The organism is Propionivibrio sp. (assembly GCF_049316945.1).
Taxonomy (GTDB): Bacteria; Pseudomonadota; Gammaproteobacteria; order Burkholderiales; family Rhodocyclaceae; genus Propionivibrio.
This window is the reverse complement of the sequence record NZ_JBMOJE010000040.1, coordinates 1-15,739: the sequence shown is the minus strand read 5'-3', so window position 1 is coordinate 15,739 and position 15,739 is coordinate 1. Positions and strand designations below refer to the sequence as shown.

Annotated in this window: 10 protein-coding genes and 1 tRNA gene; 3 read left to right on the top strand and 8 right to left on the bottom strand. The window is 54.5% G+C overall.

Annotation, left to right across the window (positions count from 1 at the left end):
* Window positions 1-232: 232 nt before the first annotated feature.
* Window positions 233-2,932 carry an Rne/Rng family ribonuclease gene (locus ACOYNV_RS10890; protein WP_422899799.1) on the top strand — a complete coding sequence of 900 codons (2,700 nt, stop codon included), beginning with the start codon at window positions 233-235 and terminating at the stop codon, window positions 2,930-2,932.
* Window positions 2,933-3,195: 263 nt separating this feature from the next.
* Here the strand turns inward: ACOYNV_RS10890 and ACOYNV_RS10885 are convergent, their stop codons facing one another.
* Window positions 3,196-3,711 (bottom strand): low molecular weight protein-tyrosine-phosphatase, encoded by a 516-nt coding sequence (locus ACOYNV_RS10885; RefSeq protein ID WP_422899798.1) that lies wholly within the window; start codon window positions 3,709-3,711, stop codon window positions 3,196-3,198.
* A 160-nt stretch (window positions 3,712-3,871) separates the two neighbouring features.
* Window positions 3,872-5,941 (bottom strand): excinuclease ABC subunit UvrB, encoded by a 2,070-nt coding sequence (gene uvrB / locus ACOYNV_RS10880; protein ID WP_422899797.1) that lies wholly within the window; start codon window positions 5,939-5,941, stop codon window positions 3,872-3,874.
* A gap of 344 nt (window positions 5,942-6,285) precedes the next feature.
* Here uvrB and ACOYNV_RS10875 point away from each other — a divergent pair, with 344 nt between their 5' ends.
* The gene (locus tag ACOYNV_RS10875) at window positions 6,286-7,488 is read left to right on the top strand and encodes an amino acid aminotransferase (protein ID WP_422899796.1); all 1,203 of its coding nucleotides are present in this window, start codon (window positions 6,286-6,288) and stop codon (window positions 7,486-7,488) included.
* Between the two features lie 67 nt (window positions 7,489-7,555).
* On the opposite strand, the gene ACOYNV_RS10870 is transcribed toward ACOYNV_RS10875, so the two are convergent.
* Window positions 7,556-9,400, bottom strand: coding sequence for an AsmA-like C-terminal region-containing protein (locus ACOYNV_RS10870; protein ID WP_422899795.1), 1,845 nt, complete (start codon window positions 9,398-9,400; stop codon window positions 7,556-7,558).
* Between the two features lie 58 nt (window positions 9,401-9,458).
* Between ACOYNV_RS10870 and ACOYNV_RS10865 the strand changes: the two genes are divergently transcribed.
* Window positions 9,459-9,534: transfer RNA gene (locus tag ACOYNV_RS10865), tRNA-Asn, on the top strand.
* Between the two features lie 1,605 nt (window positions 9,535-11,139).
* Here ACOYNV_RS10865 and ACOYNV_RS10860 read toward each other — a convergent pair.
* The 5 genes from ACOYNV_RS10860 to ACOYNV_RS10840 all read right to left on the bottom strand — a co-directional run bounded on the left by ACOYNV_RS10860 (window position 11,140) and on the right by ACOYNV_RS10840 (window position 15,617).
* The gene (locus tag ACOYNV_RS10860; protein WP_422899794.1) at window positions 11,140-11,505 is read right to left on the bottom strand and encodes a hypothetical protein; all 366 of its coding nucleotides are present in this window, start codon (window positions 11,503-11,505) and stop codon (window positions 11,140-11,142) included.
* A gap of 559 nt (window positions 11,506-12,064) precedes the next feature.
* The gene (locus ACOYNV_RS10855; protein WP_422899793.1) at window positions 12,065-12,613 is read right to left on the bottom strand and encodes a hypothetical protein; all 549 of its coding nucleotides are present in this window, start codon (window positions 12,611-12,613) and stop codon (window positions 12,065-12,067) included.
* On the bottom strand, window positions 12,610-13,530 hold the full coding sequence (locus ACOYNV_RS10850) for a DUF7146 domain-containing protein (protein WP_422899792.1): 921 nt from the start codon (window positions 13,528-13,530) through the stop codon (window positions 12,610-12,612). The genes ACOYNV_RS10855 and ACOYNV_RS10850 overlap by 4 nt, the downstream gene beginning before the upstream one ends.
* On the bottom strand, window positions 13,517-15,034 hold the full coding sequence (locus ACOYNV_RS10845; RefSeq protein ID WP_422899791.1) for a DEAD/DEAH box helicase: 1,518 nt from the start codon (window positions 15,032-15,034) through the stop codon (window positions 13,517-13,519). Before ACOYNV_RS10845 ends, ACOYNV_RS10850 begins: the two co-directional genes overlap by 14 nt.
* Window positions 15,027-15,617, bottom strand: coding sequence for a DUF1376 domain-containing protein (locus tag ACOYNV_RS10840; protein WP_422899790.1), 591 nt, complete (start codon window positions 15,615-15,617; stop codon window positions 15,027-15,029). Before ACOYNV_RS10840 ends, ACOYNV_RS10845 begins: the two co-directional genes overlap by 8 nt.
* Window positions 15,618-15,739 lie beyond the last annotated feature (122 nt).

Below are 15,739 nucleotides of genomic sequence, written 5' to 3'. Positions count from 1 at the left end.
GTACGCTCACCAAAAGTAGCGATACTACTTGATTTGCGCGCGCCCAGCATGTCGGACCGCCCTAAGCAGTTTCCCGGACCTTGTTTTTTCAAGGTTTGCAGAAAAAAAGAATCAGCGAGATTTTCTCATTAGTTGCCGTCCTGGAAAGCCCATGAAGCGTACCACCCACAACTAATCCGTTGCTGCCTGCACAAGGCGCTCCCCCCCGTGAATGCGCGCGGGAGCCCAATATATGAAACGTATGCTTTTTAACGCGACACAGGCCGAAGAACTTCGTGTCGCCATTGTTGATGGTCAGAAACTCGTTGATCTCGACATTGAATCGGCCGCCAAAGAACAGAAAAAAAGCAATATTTACAAGGCCGTTATTACCCGAATCGAGCCAAGCCTCGAAGCCGCTTTCATCGACTACGGTTCCGAAAGGCATGGTTTTCTTCCCTTCAAGGAGATCTCCCGCGCCTATTTCCAACCCGGTGTCGAGGCCAGTCGCGCGACCATCAAGGAAGCCCTGCGCGAGGGCCAGGAACTGATCGTCCAGGTCGACAAGGACGAGCGCGGAAACAAAGGCGCTGCGCTGACGACTTTTGTCAGTCTGGCTGGCCGTTATCTTGTGCTGATGCCCAACAACCCGCGCGGTGGTGGTGTTTCCCGCCGTGTCGAAGGTGATGAGCGCGCCGATCTGCGTGATGTCATGGATCAGTTGCAGGTACCGCCGGGAATGAGCCTGATCGCCCGCACGGCAGCCATCGGCCGCAATGCCGAAGAGTTGCAGTGGGATCTCAACTACCTGATGCAGTTGTGGAAAGCGATCGACGGCGCGGCCAACCAGCAAAAGGGTGCCTTCCTCATTTATCAGGAAGGCAGTCTGGTCATTCGGGCCATTCGTGACTACTTCCAGCCTGACATCGGCGAAATTCTGATCGATACCGATGATGTTTATGAGCAGGCGCGGCAGTTCATGGAGCATGTCATGCCCGGGACGGTCAATCGCATCAAGCGCTACCGTGATGATGTGCCGCTTTTTTCCCGCTTTCAGATCGAACACCAGATCGAATCGGCGTATTCCCGTCAGGTCACCCTGCCCTCAGGCGGCGCTATTGTCATTGACCACACCGAGGCACTGGTTTCGGTTGACGTCAATTCCGGCCGATCAACGCGCGGGGCTGACATTGAAGAAACAGCGTTCAAAACAAACCTCGAAGCCGCCGAGGAAGTTGCACGCCAGTTGCGACTGCGCGATCTTGGCGGTTTGATCATCATCGACTTCATCGACATGGAGAGCCAGCGCAACCAGCGTGAGGTTGAAAACCGTCTGCGTGATGGCTTGCGCCTGGATCGTGCCCGTGTGCAGACCGGAAAGATCAGCCGCTTCGGCTTGATGGAGCTTTCACGTCAGCGTTTGCGTCCGGCGCTGGCTGAAACCAGTTATATCGCCTGCCCGCGCTGTTCCGGAACCGGTCATATCCGCAGTGCGGAATCGGCTGCACTGCACATTCTGCGCATCCTCGAAGAGGAGGCGATGAAAGACAATACCGCTACCGTGCACACACAGGTACCCGTTGATGTCGCCACCTTTCTGCTCAACGAGAAACGTCCGGATATCCAGGCCATCGAATTACGGCACAAGGTCAGCATCACGCTGATCCCCAATATCCATATGGAAACACCGCAGCACACCATTACTCGCTTGCGTCATGACGAGTTGAATGTGGACGATCTGCAGCAGCCTTCGTACAAAATGGTTGATACCTCTTCAGTAGAGGCCACCAAGCTGGCCTCGGCCACAAGTGAAGCCAAACCTCCGCGTCAGGAAGCAGCGATCAAGGGCATCACGCCATCTCAGCCGGCCCCGATTGTTGCCGAGAAATCCAAAGACGCTGGCGATAAAAAGGAAATGGGCTTTTTTGCCAGGATTCTTGCGTGGTTTGGCAGCGAAACAGAACCCGCACCTGTGCCAAAGCCGGAGAGAAAGCCCCGCAACAATTCACAACGCGATGGACAGCGCGACGGGCGTCGCGGCGGACGCAACAATAAACGCGACGATGAACGCGAGGGAGGTGAACCACGCCCCAATCGTGAGCAAAAAGAAGCTCGCGAACCACGCCCAGCCCTGGCTTCCACGCGTGAAGACAATCAGAAGCCGCGCGAACCCAAGGAGGCTCGCGAACCCCGTCGCCAACGTGGCGAACCACGCCCGGAGCGCAAGGAACAGGCGGCGAGCGTTCCTGCTGCCGAGGCAAAGACCAGCATCCCCGCAAATACAGAAAGCCCGGAGACCATTGCTGAAGATGGCAGCGGTGGCGCCCGCCGCCGCGGACGTCGTGGTGGTCGTCGTGACCGTGGCGAGCGCAGCGAAATCCCGGCTGAAGTTCAGACTAGCGAAATTGCATTCCCGGTTGCTGCAGCCGTCGATACGGCCGCGGCAATGATGACTGTATCGGCACCGGATGCCAAGGCCGAAGCTACTGCGCCGCTCGCGCCTGAGGCGGCAGGAGATCAGACTATTTTGACCCTGCCGGTCGCCGCCGAGATTACAGCTCCCGTTCCAGTGGTAACACCTGAACCTGTCGTTGAAAACCCTGTAGTAGCCATTCAGGTTGAAGCTGCGCTTGAAACCACAACGGCAGATGTCGTTTCTGCGCCCGTTGTCGTTGAAGCGTTGAATCCGGTTGAAGCTGTCGAAGCGACAATAGCCGAACCCACGGCCATTGAGCCACCAGTGGCTGTTGCCACGGCACCTTTGATCGACATCGAAAAGGCTCTTGAGTCAAGCGGCTTGGTCATGGTTGAAACGAGTGACAACAAAGTCAATTCATGGCAACCGGATGTGCCGGCGAGTGAAGTCGCTCCACGTTTGCCACGCAAGCGCCGGGCTGCAATCGCGACTCCGGATGAACCCTTGATGATGGTAGAAACAAACAAGCAGGATTGAACCGCCTGACCGAGAAGTGGAAATAGCAACGGGGCGCAATGCGCCCCGTTTGTTTTTCACTTTGTTAATCCTTAAAACCTCAGTTGGATGAGATGCCAATGTCGCAGGCCCTCATCCCCAGCCCTTCTCCCGCGGGGAGAAGGGTGTAAACTCCCTCTCCCCGCGGGAGAGGGTTGGGGTGAGGGCTAAACACGCGTCAAACCTGGCTTTGCGGTCGATTAGTTGCTGTCAACTGCGGTTTTTAGGTTAATACAGGTTTTGATCTACGACGACTGATTGTGCTTTTTCTTTTCAACTTCTGCAGCCAGAACGGCGCGTTCCTTGACTATATCCACCAGGCCCCTGGTCGCGTCTTCGACCATATCAAGCACCAGATCAAAGCCCTGGCCCAGTCCGTAATAGGGGTCCGGCACCTCATCATCGTCAAAGTTCTTAGAATAGTCCATGAACAGCCCCAAGCGATCAGTTCGCTCGGGAGGGCAAACGAGATGAAGTGCTTCAAGGCTGTTCCGATCCATGGCGAGGATCAGGTCAAAATAGTCGAGATCCTGTGGCGCTATCTTGCGGGCGCGAATACCGGAGAGATCATAGCCGCGCCTGGCCGCTGCCCGTTGAGTGCGTTGATCCGGAGCCTCGCCAACGTGATATCCGTGAGTACCTGCAGAATCAACATCGACCTTATCCTCAAGATTCATCTCACGCAACATGTGACGAAAAACGCCTTCAGCGGTTGGCGAGCGGCAGATATTGCCCATGCAGACAAACAACACTTTAAACATTCGCTCACCATCCACTAGATTCACTCGAGGCCGTGGGACAAACCAGTTGATCAAAGTCAGTAAAAAATCTCCCGAATCACTTGATCGTCGGATCGATATTACCTGCTTGTTGAACACACCGCCAGACCTCGTCGAAGAGACAATTTGGCGTCCGGTTAGTTCAAGAAACGCTATCGTGCGTTGCCGCACCAAAGAGTTGTTCCTTGATACGGAACAGTTTGTCGCGCGATGCCGCCGCTTTTTCGAACTCCAGGTTCCTGGCGAAGTCGGTCATTTCTTTTTCCAGGCGCTTGAATTCACGGGTCAACTGTTTTTCGCTCATGACCTCATAGCTGGCCTGCTGCTGGGCCGCCTTGAGTTCACGTTGAGCGGTCCCGGAGTCATAGACGCCGTCGATGATGTCCTTGATCCGCTTGGTCACTCCCTTCGGGGTAATGCCGTGCGCTTCGTTATAACGAATCTGTTTCTCGCGTCGACGTTCGGTTTCGTCGATGGCGCGCCGCATCGAGTCGGTTACACGATCCGCGTAAAGAATGGCTGTGCCATTGAGATGGCGAGCCGCACGGCCGATGGTTTGAATGAGCGAACGCTCGGAACGTAAAAAGCCTTCCTTGTCGGCATCAAGGATGGCCACCAGCGAGACTTCCGGAATGTCGAGTCCTTCACGTAGCAGGTTGATCCCGACCAGGACATCGAACTCGCCCAGGCGCAGATCGCGAATGATTTCAACGCGTTCGACCGTATCGATATCCGAATGCAGGTAGCGCACGCGAACCCCGTTCTCGCCCAGATAATCAGTCAATTCCTCGGACATCCGCTTGGTCAGCGTCGTTACCAGAATGCGATCCCCTTGCGCCACCCGTAACCTGATTTCAGACAGCAGATCGTCAACCTGCGTTTTCGCCGGACGAACAATGATCGCCGGATCGATTAATCCAGTCGGACGAACGACCTGCTCGACGACCTGCCCCTGGTGCGTTCTTTCGTATTCTGAAGGCGTTGCCGAAACAAAAATTGTCTGGCGCAGCAAGGCCTCGTATTCCTCGAACTTGAGCGGTCGATTATCCAGGGCGGACGGCAGTCGGAATCCGTAATTGACCAGGTTCTCCTTGCGCGAACGATCGCCCTTGTACATGGCACCGACTTGCGGAATCGCCACGTGCGATTCGTCGATGAACATCAGCGCATCCGGCGACAGATAATCAATCAGCGTCGGCGGCGGATCGCCCGGCAGGCGCCCGGACAGATAGCGCGAGTAATTTTCGATGCCCTTGCAGAAGCCCAACTGGTCGAGCATCTCCAGATCGAAGCGGGTGCGCTGCTCGATACGCTGCGCTTCGACCAGCCGGTTCTCCTTGTTGAAGAACTCGATGCGCGTACTCAGCTCGGTCTTGATGGCTTCGATGGCGCGCAGCACGGTGGCACGCGGCGTCACATAATGCGATGAAGGGAAAACGGTAAAACGTGCAAGCTTGCTCTGCAGATGCCCGGTCAGCGGGTCGAACAGTTGCAAACCTTCGATCTCGTCGTCGAAAAGCGAAACACGGATCGCGTGTTCGGCATGTTCGGCAGGAAAGACATCAATGACGTCGCCACGTACGCGGAATGTGCCGCGATGGAAGTCAATCTCATTGCGCTCGTACTGCATATCGATCAGGCGCTTGATCACCTCGCGCTGATCCATGCGGTCGCCGACACGCATGGTCAGAATCATCTTGTGATACTCGTCGCGGTCGCCGATGCCGTAGATGCAGGAAACCGTTGCGACTATCACGCAATCGCGGCGTTCGAGCAGGCTCTTGGTGGCCGAAAGCCGCATCTGCTCGATGTGCTCGTTGATCGACGAATCTTTCTCGATGAACAGGTCGCGCGCCGGAACGTAGGCTTCGGGCTGGTAGTAATCGTAGTAGGAAACGAAATACTCGACGGCGTTTTCCGGGAAAAACTCGCGAAATTCCGAATAGAGTTGAGCCGCCAAAGTCTTGTTCGGCGCCAGCACCAGCGCCGGACGCCCGGTGCGGGCAATGACGTTGGCCATGGTGTAGGTTTTGCCCGAACCGGTCACCCCGAGCAGGGTCTGGAACGACAGGCCGTCCTCAAGCCCCTCTACCAGTTTGGCAATCGCCTCCGGCTGATCGCCGGCGGGCAGAAATGGTTGATGCAGGCGGAAAGGACTGCCTGCAAAGGTGACAAAAGGTGTGTCTTTGGGGGATTTATGTAAATTCGGCATGATAGAATTCTACGTCGATTTTGTACCGCTCGCTGCCGGCTCGCGCGACGAATGACGCATTCGCGGGCAATAATGGTCTGCCAAGCTGTACGTAATCAGTAATGCATGGAATCAATTTCAAGTATCGTAGCCATTGAACTTGATACCATCTGTAAGCCGCTTAAATAGGCGTTCTACAAGCATGATTCCAAGAGACCCAATGAATACACCGATCTTCAAGCACATGACTTGTAGATCGCCTATCCATGCGGGTCTCAGCCATGCTTCCATGAATTTGCGCAAAGCCTGGCCTCCGGGCAAAGAGTTTTAAACCATTTTTCTTCCTTGCATAAAGTGACCTCCCCATGACCTCATCGATCTTCGCTGCTGTAGAAATGGCTCCGCGTGACCCGATTCTTGGCCTGAACGAAACCTTCAACGCCGACACGCGCACAACCAAGGTCAACCTTGGTGTCGGCGTGTATTTTGACGATAACGGCAAGATCCCGTTGCTCGGCGCTGTCAAAGTGGCCGAAAAGGCACGCCTCGAAGCCATGCCGCCGCGTGGTTACCAGCCAATTGAAGGCCTTGGCGCCTACAACCAGGCCGTACAAGCCCTGCTCTTCGGCAAGGACTCCACCCTGCTCGCCGAAGGCCGCGTAGTCACCGCCGAAGCCTTGGGCGGCACCGGCGCACTCAAGGTCGGTGCCGACTACCTCAAGCGTCTGCTGCCAGACACCACGGTCTATATCAGCGACCCGAGCTGGGAAAACCACCGGGCACTGTTCGAGTCCGCCGGTTTCCCGGTCGAGTCCTACCCTTACTACGATGCGGCAACCCGTGGCGTTAATTTCGACGGCATGAAAGCCAAGCTGAACGCCTTGCCCGCCGGTTCAATCATTGTGCTGCATGCCTGTTGCCACAACCCGACCGGTGCCGACCTGACTGAAGCACAGTGGCGTGAAACCATTGAAGCTATCCGTGCGCGTGGCCTGGTTCCGTTCATCGATATGGCCTATCAGGGTTTTGCCGAGGGTATCGCTGAAGATGCGCTGACGCTCAATCTGTTCGCCACGTCCGGCCTGCAGTTCTTTGTCGCAAGCTCTTTCTCCAAATCCTTCTCGCTCTACGGTGAGCGCGTAGGCGCCCTGTCGGTGGTTACCGCATCCAGGGATGAATCTGCACGCGTACTGTCGCAAATCAAGCGTGTCATCCGGACCAACTACTCCAACCCGCCAACCCATGGCGGTGCCGTGGTTGCCGCCGTGCTCACCAACCCGGAATTGCGCCAGATGTGGGAAGACGAACTGGCCGTAATGCGTAACCGTATCCGTGCTATGCGCAGCAGCCTGGTTGAAAAACTGAAGGCCAGAGGCACTGCCCAGGATTTTTCCTTCATCATCCAGCAGCGCGGCATGTTCTCCTACACCGGTCTTTCAGCAGAACAGGTTGCGCGCATGCAAAGCGAGTTCGGGATTTATGCCGTCAGTACCGGTCGTATCTGCCTGGCCGCAGTGAATACCAGAAACATCGATTACGTGGCCGACGCCATTGCCGCTGTTCTTTGAGTTCTTGAGCAGTTGAATTGAAAACGCCGGCTTCTGCCGGCGTTTTCAATTTGACCAAGCATGTTTATCAGTTTTTCCCCACCTGCACTACCGGGGTTTTAAGCGGCCCACTGATTGAAATCGGTACCCGTGTCTGATTTACGGTTCCGTGCATTTCCAACTCCATCTTGCCGCTCACTTTGAGATCCTTGCTAACTTCGATATGCCCAGTCGATTGCATCAATCCGGAGTTCAAGACCAATTCCGGAAACTGGTAATTCGTCGGCGTCAGCTTGATTTTTCCCGATAAATTCTCGAATAGCGTCGCCCCCCCTTGAACAGGCGCTTTGGAAACGCGACGAACCGCCTCGGTCAAGTCAATACCGCGAATGCTTCCTCGACTCATGGCGAACTCGCCGTCCGCTTCAATCACGGAAAAGATTGATGCCCACGAATCAGATGTTGTCGAAAAGCGAATTTTTCCAGAAGTTTGACCCGCGAATTGCTGTCCGAAACCCAGAGCGTCCCCAAAACGGGCAGCGCTGATCCGTTCAAACAAAATCTCTCCGGAAATACTTGCTTCTGCATCATCTCGCAGAACAGCCCCCCCCCGTACCTGACCGTCAAAGAGGCGCAAGTCCATACTGTTGATCGTTACAGCACTATTCTGAAAAACCCCTTTCAGACTCAACGAGTCAAAAAGGAAGGGCGAACCTTGATACGGGCGCCAGCCAAAGCCTTCCAGAGCAAATTCGAACCCTTGTGTGATCGGTTTCGCCTCGAAGCTCAAGCTACGATCTGGAGAGCGCAGCAAAAAGGACTGGAACAAACCCTGCGCAGACAGCTTGGCCTCGCCATCCATGCCAGAAAAACCAAGTCCGCCAAATAAGACATCCGCTTTCTCAAGGCTAATGTGTTCAACACCCACTCTGGCCGATGGATCAGCCATCGCCACAAAAACGCCCGGCAGGCCTGCAATCAGGTCGGGAGGAAGCGGCACACCAATCAACACCGCCTCCCGAAAGACTTTCCTTGAAGAAAACAGAGTGCTGATCTTTGGCTGAAGACGTATTTCTGCAATGCGCATTTCGTCTTTACCAGCACCGATACGCACATTACCGAGAAACAAACCGGGTTTTGGATATAGTTCAACCCGCATTGACCCAACCTTGGCCGATCGCCCGCTAGCTTGTGCCAAAGCAACTTCTACCGTAGGCAAATAGCTGTCGTAGGGAAAGAAACCAAGCGTCAGAAATGCAAGCGCAAGAACACCAAAAAAGCCAAAGATCACCATCATTGGCCAACTCATGGAACTGGCCTTGCCACGACGTATCGGTCCGATCGAATCAGCATCATCGTTCCTCCGCCTTACATTCTGCAGAAGTGCTTTAACGCGTTCAACGAAAGATGGCCTTGATTCAGTGGAAGTTTTCGTCTGCTCCTCCGAGGATTTCTTCGGACCTTCCTGCACAAGAACTGGAGGAAGCTGTCCACCCGAAACTCCCAAAGACTGCATTTGAGCAACGGAGAATTGCGATTGCAAATCATCGCCAGGCGGTGGGGTTTTAAACTCGGAGTGAATGGACATTGGTATTTCAGACGCGGGTGGTTCTGGAACATCCTTGGTTCCGGGCGAAGCTATCTGAATCACTTTATTGATCGCCGCCGTTCGTATCTCGTGGGCAACCTTTTTGCTTTCTGCCCAGAGCGAATCCTGTTCCAGCCGCGGTTCTATAAAGCCAGATTTTTCCAATTCGAACAACGCATTTTCAGTAAGCTGTGGATTACCTGTTTTTAGAGACAAATCAGCGACTGTCGATTGGCCGTCGACAAGAATCAGTATCATGCGCACATTTCTCTGCATGACCCGTGTTCGCTGATACATCGCCCCCTCACCGGAGGCGGTTTTAGCATAGATGAGATTGGGATCCATTTGACTCGCAATTTGTTGACGAAAAGTATGTGAATGTCTAAAATGCGCCCTTCGTTGTTCCTCGATAGCTCAGTTGGTAGAGCGCCGGACTGTTAATCCGTAGGTCCCTGGTTCGAGCCCAGGTCGAGGAGCCAAGAAATTCAAGCACTTAGGCCCATTCTTCGGAGTGGGCTTTTTGCTTTCTGGACTTCATGTAGGCACCTTGTAGGAAAATAACGGAAATGCGAATCAACGCGCATCATATCAAACGCCTTTCTTGCTCACCATGATTTCTTCCATCCGGGTGGGTGCCGGTAGTCCGGCATTCTGTGACTGTCACGGAATAGCACCGGCTTACTTTTCTGCCAGTCTTTATCGTTCGTACGATATTCAAGCGAGCGTTACCACCAATCCCGGTTTCGGTCTGTTGCTCCAATTCTGGATTGCCAGCTAATTCTGTGACAGTCACTAAAAGATGTGCGGGAATCGGCGCAGGCCTCCCCACTTTTGGGTTTTGCAGAATTGGCAGGCTGCTGAACGCAGAATTGCGATGTAGGTTCCAAAGGCGGGTCAGTCGCTCACTGACTCCACCACCAACCTGATAGGTTGCTGCCACTCGTCGTTTTCGGGAGGGTCGCACGCCCTTGGAGGTACGAGTATGGCACAAGGTAGAGGGTCGGTGAAAAACACCATGCCTTGCTCACGTTTCAAACTGTGCGTTGTAGATTCCAAGTCCGGGTCAGGCGTGAACTGACTTCTCATAGCATCACTGAAGTGCTATCCCTCTTCGGCTTGGGGAGGGTCTCACGGACTTGGAGCGTCAAGCGTATTCACCGATTCAAGCTCCCCGGACTTGAGTTTCCCGAAAATTGGTGACGCGGCGGGAACTGTCAGGTCGCCACCCTATCTATTGACTTCGTTCGCCACTTGGTCGAGTCTATCTGTCAGTGGCTCACTGGCCGGTAGTATGCAATCAAAGGTACGTTGGGCTTTAGACCCAAAGCTGGCCGGGTGAAATTCCCGCCCTGACCAGTGAGTCACTGACGACTGGCGCGGGTTATCAGGCTGACTTAGCCTTGCCGAAAGGCTTGATGAGCTAACTAGGGTCGCCAACCTAGCCCGCCAGCCGCCTTATCTCACACGAACTGCCCCTTTTGGCGGTCTCGGCGTTGATTCCCGCACCATATTGGCTTATAGTTGAATTAACTGAGTAGCCCGGATTTGTGATTCGGGGACGTTCGGTTCCTTCGATTCTTCGATTCCGGGCGTTTCACACTTGGATAGAAGTGATTGTCGAAGATTGGGAGAGAACCCCGGATTCGGAATCTGGGACAGGATCACTCCCACATTAGCGGCGCTTGAGAAATCAGGTGCCGTTTTTGTTTCTTCATTCAGGCGACTGGGTTATATTTGCATTGCAGCGATGCCCGGATGACGGCTCATCTGGGAGCAGGGCGGACAAGCTAAGGTCAGCGGCACCGGCTGAATCCAGCGCCCCGTTACTTCCACCCATCGCTGCTTTTCTTTTTGGCCACTCAAAACTGAGGCGCCAGATTACCGGCCTGACCGGCTCCGAAAACTCCGGCCATTTCTCCGCCTTTATGGACTCAAGAAACCATGCCTTTTCCAAGCTTGGGAAACCTTGCCAAACCTTGCGGTGCATGGGCGGTAGCGACTCGGAAAACTCCGTCCATTTCCAAGCTTGGAAACCATGCCGGGTAGCGACTGAAGAAACCATGCTCTTTCCAAGCTTGCGATATTCAACAGAGCGGCAATATGGCCGGTTCGCTCCTTGCTCCTGTAGCCGAATTGACATTGATATTGGTTGCATCTAAAGTTGGTTTGTCATCCGCACCCGCCGAGCAGCCTCTCTTGCAAGAGTCTCGGCGTATAGCGTGATTCAGCGATGAATCAAAAGCATCGGAGGCCACTTGAGGGGCACCCATTTCGTCTTGGCATCGTGTAGGGACGAAGTGCGTAGGCTGAAATGCTTCATATGCCGCATCCAGCGCACCCCCTCTATTCCTATCAAATTCAGGGTGATAAACGGTCAGCATCCAAGCGTTGCTGCCGGGTTTTTTAACCAACGAAACAATATCCCCGTCGATACCTTTCACAGCAACCATGTCAGCAGCCCCTGACGCATCATCTAAAGCTGCTGGACTACCTTTAGGTGCGTGGACACCTCTCCCTGGCTTGATAAATGCGGTACCGGAACCGTCAGGGATGTTTCACCCAGGCGGTAGATAAACGCGGTTTCTCGCACATCTGGACGTGTCCTTAGATTTGAGGAGACGCGCAAGGAACATGCCCGATATTTTGCGGATGTGATAACCCCCGCGGTCGCCAGACAAGAAAAACCGCCAATCAAGGCGGCTTGGTTTTGTGACTGTCACGCTTTTTTAGGTTGCTGCGGCAACTTTCGCGGCAACTTTCTCATTAACTTTCGCGCTAACTTTCGCTGAAGCCCTTGCTATCGCTGGAAAATACCGACTGGTATCAGGCAGGTAATTCATCTGTAAGTTAATGCGCTAACTTTCTCGGCAACTTTTTACTGCGGTAAGTTTGCCGGTAAGTTTCGCGGTAAGTTTCAGTTCTCAGCCGGTTTTGCCACCATCCTTGCCGGGATCAACAGAAGGCATTTCTTCTTCTGCCTCTGCTTTTTCATGACCGGCCAGCATCGCCCTATTGCACACGATGAATCAGCGCAGCATCGCTATGGAAGCCGTCCATTGACAGCCCCATCGCTTCCCGATCCTCTATGAATTCCTGAATTAACGCTTGGGCCTCATCAGGTTCCATCCCCATCTTTTCAGCTACATCTTCCAGCCTGAACATAGCGGTGCCGTCAGCAAGGTATCCGACCGCCTCCGGCATCAGGCCAAACTCACGCGCCTTATCGCCCATCGCTGCCATGAACCACGGCGGAGCATAGGCAACGATGATCGACCACTGGCGGGCGCACTCATCGGCGCTTCCGCCAGACTCAGTAAGATCACGGAGAGCTTCCATTGCTGCGAGGAATTCCGGGCATCCACGGTTCAATGCTGGCGGCAGGTGCAGCAGTCCGGGAATTCCAGCGGCGGAAATTGCGGCCTCTATCGCGTCAATGGTATCTGCTGGGGCGTCCGCGAATGCCTGTTCTGCTTCAAGGTCGCTTACCGGCTCGCCACGCTCCAAGCGTCCGGCCACGTCGATCAAAACTTCCAGCTTGGTACTTTGTGCATTGCTCATTTTGTGTCCTTTGTTTTTTGTGCAAAGTCGTTCCAGTCGCCAACTGAATCGGGAATCTTCACTTCTACTTTTATCCCCGACTGAATCAGGCGCTTGGCAAGGCTCCATGCTGCTGCTTGGCCTGTGCCGGACAAGTCGTTATCTCCGAAAGCGATCACGCGACGGATGCCGTCAGGCGGCGACCATTTCTCCATTCCGCCAGCGGATATGCATGACCAGACGGGAACGCCGAACAGCACAGACGCGCTCAGGGCGGTTTCGATTCCCTCGGCAATGCCAACGATGCTTGGTGCGCTGAACAACCGTACAGAGCTTGACGGCGGAAGGGTGCCGGAGACTTTCTTGACGACCGGAACATCTGCTTTGTCTCCGTCGTTCGTCAAATACGTTCGATGGATTGCTACGCCGTTGCCGACCGCATCCTGAACCTTGGAGACCATCGCCGGGTGGCGGGTAACGCTGCCGTCGTCGCGCCGATACGGAAGTGCGAGGTGAAACCGAATGCAGTCAGGTATCGCATTGATTCCGGTTCGGCGAAAAAGGTATTGATGTACTGGATCACCGGAGATAACGCACTTGGTCTCGTTCCATATTCGACGGCAGGCTTCGATCTTGGCGGCGTCACTCTGTACTGGCCTGGCTACTCCGGCCTTCACTGTGCCTACGATGCCTTCGACCTCGGATGCAGCTTGTTTGAATGACCAACCTTTGACCAGGTGCAACAGCTTGAACCCGTCGCCAGCACCGCAGTGGGAACAGTAGAAAGTGCCCCTGCCGTCCTTGTCGTCGAACCTGAAACGGTCTTTACCGTTGCATGCTGGGCAAGGGGTGTGCTTGCCGGTTAGGATATTTCGGTCAATGCCGAAGTGCCCCAAAATCCCCGGCCAACGACCGACAGCAAGCTCAGCCGCGTGCATGGTCGCTCCCCTTCATGCGATGAGCGTAGGCAATCTGATTCGACTTGATCTTGTTCAAGACCGCCTGTGTCGGAGTCGCCGTTACCTCATGCAACCCACGAGGCCACACGTCGAAGATGCTTCGATACTGATTTGCCGACCACCCGGATTTGTAGTTGCGCTGGCGCTCAATGAACAGCAGTTGTGAAAAGACGTGCTGCTTGGCGTCTTTGGTTAATGGCTTTGTACGGTCCATTTTGACCAAATCACCGGCTCCGACTATTACCTCGCTACGCTTTTCGGGTTCAAATCCACAAGCCGGGCAAACGTGTATTCCGGCTGGCTTCATGAAATAACAAGCCGTGCATGCTTTCGGCAGTTGCTCCTTAATCTCGGCTTTTTTGCTGGCTGACTTTTTCGGTTTGCCGTCGTCGAGGACCAGAGGAAGATCATCGCATGGATGCCCGAGTCTGGCGGTGCTCCCGGAATGATCCAACAGCAGGGCGCGGACTTTTCCGGGAGCTGGTCGAAGCACCCGTCCGACCATTTGAATAAACCGAATCAGGGAGCGCGTAGGGCGAGCCAAAATCATTACCTCGCATGTCGGGCAATCCCAACCTTCGGACAATAAGCTACAGTTGCTCAAAATCGTGGTTTCGCCTCGTGCAAAGCGGTCCATCTTGGCGGCGCGGGTCTCGTCGTCATCGTGGTAATCGATGTGCTCGGCGCTTACCCCTACCGCGAGGAAACTTTCGACGATGTGCTTCGAGTGTGGGATATTTGTTGCAAAAACTACCGTCTGCTTTCCGCTCGCCAATTTGAACCAGTGCGTTACGATGTCGCCAATCAGCTCGGGTTTATCGACGGCCACGCCCAACTGGGCCTCGTTGTAATCGCCACAACTGATTTTGACGCCCTTCAGGTCCGGTTCGCTCGGAGCGTAAATGTCGCAGTCAACCAGGTAGCCGTCTGCGATCAGGTCTTTGATTGTTGCGCCGACGACCAAGTCCTGAAACAGTGCGCCGTCAAGTTCGTTGTAGTGCTTTCCTAGGCCGGATGAAAATGGCGTAGCGGTCAAGCCGACAGTCGCCACCAGGTTGTACTTGAACAGCAGTTTTTTGTACTTTTCGCTCCCGGCTACAGAATGGCACTCGTCGATAATCAACAGGCCAACGTCGTCCGGCAGCCCCCGAATATGCACGGTATCAATACTGGCGACTAAAACGTCTTCATGGGTGTCGCGGGTGTTGTCCGCCTGAAGAATCCCATGACGAATTCCGTACTTGGTAAGGACCGCGCTTGTCTGGCTGACCAACTGTTTCCTGTTGGCGATGAATACAACCTTGCGCCCCTTCGCCACCGCCTGGCGAATGATGCTCGTCGCCGTCAGAGTTTTCCCGCCACCTGTCGGCAGGTAAAGGACAGTCCGCCTCGCCCCCCTAGCCATCGAAGATCGGGTAGATTTCTCGGCTTCAGTCTGATAATCCCGGAGTACAAAGGTCTCAATCGGATGAAGGTTAAGCATGGTCGACTCCTGCCGCGAAAGATTCTTCAGCCATAGCCACATCGGAATCGAAGTCCGCGTAACGGTCAAAATCTTGCTTCATGGCTGGGGACTTTGTTTTTGACTTGGCCTCTTGTTTACTTCCTGTTGGGTCCTCGCTACGTGCAACGTCAAGACCGTCGTCACGTTGATCGTTACGTTGATCGTTACGTACAACGTCACGTTGATCGTTACGTTGCTTCCGTGCCGCTGTAGCGGCTGCCGTTCGCTTGCGATTTGCTGTAATAGCCTCGTATGCAGCAGATAATTCTTCATCTTGACGCCAGTGAATCCACTCGCGGCCAATGTCGAAAAACGGCTCCAATTCTGGACGAATAACAGCCCATTCTTTTAACGGTAAACCGACAATTCGGGAAAGAGTACGATCATCGTTTTTCGGCGGTCCTACGCGCCAGTATGAAAACAAAATACGCAGATAACACCCAAGTTCCTCTGGCTCAAGGTGCGCGGTATCGGCCATTAGTTCCGGCAGTTGAACGCTGAAGCGAAACGGGCGCGGCGGGTTGCTTGTGCAGCTTCGACTGGCTGGTTTAGTTGCACTCACGATGCGGCCTCCACTTTCACAAGTGCGGCTTCAGCCTTCTGTGCGCGGCGCTCATGACTGCACCTGCACATTCGGAAACGCCAGACGGCCATTCGCCAGCTTCACCGGGCGAACAGAAAAGT